Origin of the sequence: Allobosea sp. CER48 (assembly GCF_044752385.1) — a bacterium.
Classification (GTDB): Bacteria; Pseudomonadota; Alphaproteobacteria; order Rhizobiales; family Beijerinckiaceae; genus Allobosea.
In genome coordinates this window covers 1-1,499 of the sequence record NZ_JBIWYK010000624.1, presented here as the reverse complement: position 1 = coordinate 1,499, position 1,499 = coordinate 1, and the positions used below count along the sequence as shown (strand labels likewise).

The following is a 1,499-nucleotide window of genomic DNA, read 5'->3' as shown; positions in this document are numbered from 1 at the left end:
CTTCGGCGACGAGACGGCCGTGATCGAGCAGGGCAAGCCGGTCGCAGAAACGGGTGGCCAGAGCGAGGTCGTGCAGCACGACGACGACGCCGGACCCTCGGCGTGCGGTCCGGCGCAGCAGCTCCATCACGTCGAGCTGATGCAAGGGGTCGAGGCCCGCGAGCGGTTCGTCTGCTAGGAGATGGGGCGCATCGACCGCAAGCGCGCGAGCCAGCAGGACGCGACGACGCTCGCCACCAGACAGCGTGCCCATGGTGCGGTCAGCGAAGCCGGTGACGTCGCAATGGGCCAGCGCGGCGGCGATCGCCTTCCTGTCCGCTTCGGTCATGCCGCCGAAGGGCCGGCGATGCGGCAGGCGTCCGAGCCCGACGACGGCCCCGACCGAGAGCGGCCACGAGGCATCCCCGCCTTGCGCGAGGAAGGACACCTGCCTCGCAAGTGCCTGACGGCCGAGAGCACGGGCGCTTTGCCCGCCGTACAGAACGCTGCCCGCAGCCGGCATGAGCAGGCCGGCCAGCACGCGCAGCAGCGTCGTCTTGCCGGCTCCGTTGGGGCCGACGAGGCCGAGAAGCTCGCCCGGCTTCACCGCCAGGCCAACGTTCTGGAGGATCGTCCTGCCGCCGAGCGAGACGACGATTTCGCGGGCTTCGATCACCATCACGCCTCCCGCCGCATGCGGTTGACGAGGCTGAAGAGGAACGGCGCGCCGATCAGAGCGGTGACCACGCCGAGCTTCAGTTCCGGCCGGATCGGCGCGAGCCTGAGAGCTGTATCGGCGAGCAGCACGAGGATCGCCCCGCCGAAGCCGCTGACCAGCAGCAGCCGTCCGGGGCGGTTGCCGACGAGCGGGCGCAGCAGATGCGGCACGACCAGGCCGACGAAGCCGATCGCGCCAGTGACGGCGACGGCGCTGCCGACGGCGAGCGCGGTGCCGCCGATCAGCCGCGCGCGCAGCCAAGCGAGATCGAAGCCGAGGCTGGCGGCCGTGTCCTCCCCGAGCGTGAGGGCATCGAGCGCCGGCGCGGTCGACAGCATCAGGGCCCAGCCGGCAAGCATCAGCGGCAGGACCAGCAGGACGTGGGCCAGGCTGCGGTCGGCAAGGGAGCCCATCAGCCAGAACACGATCTCAAGCGCGGCATAGGGATTGGGGGCGAGATTGAGCGCGAGCGAGGTCGCGGCGCCGGCAAAGGCGTTGAGGGCGACACCGGCCAGGATCAGCGTGGTCGTGCCGGCGCCGCGGCCGAGAAGGACGAAGAGGAGGATCGTAGCGAGGACCGCGCCGGCGATGCCACCGAGCGGCAGCGCGAGCGCGGCGCTTGCCGACAGCCCGCTGTATAACGCCAGAACCGAGCCGAACGCGGCCGCGCTGGAAATGCCGACGACGCCGGGTTCGGCCAGCGGATTGCGCAGCAGGCCCTGCATCGCCGCGCCGGACAGGCCGAGGCTGAACCCGACGAGTGCCCCGAGGATGGCACGTGGCAGGCGCAACTCCACGAGCA

2 protein-coding genes are annotated in these 1,499 nt (G+C 71.4%); both read right to left on the bottom strand.

The annotated features are described in order from the left end of the window. Positions 1-658, bottom strand: a 658-nt coding sequence (locus ACIPIA_RS16105; RefSeq protein WP_400510982.1) for an ABC transporter ATP-binding protein, incomplete at its 3' end; no start/stop codon positions are given. After that, positions 658-1,499 (bottom strand): FecCD family ABC transporter permease (locus ACIPIA_RS16100; protein WP_400510981.1); only part of this gene is annotated, 842 nt, incomplete at its 5' end. The genes ACIPIA_RS16105 and ACIPIA_RS16100, both read right to left, overlap by 1 nt.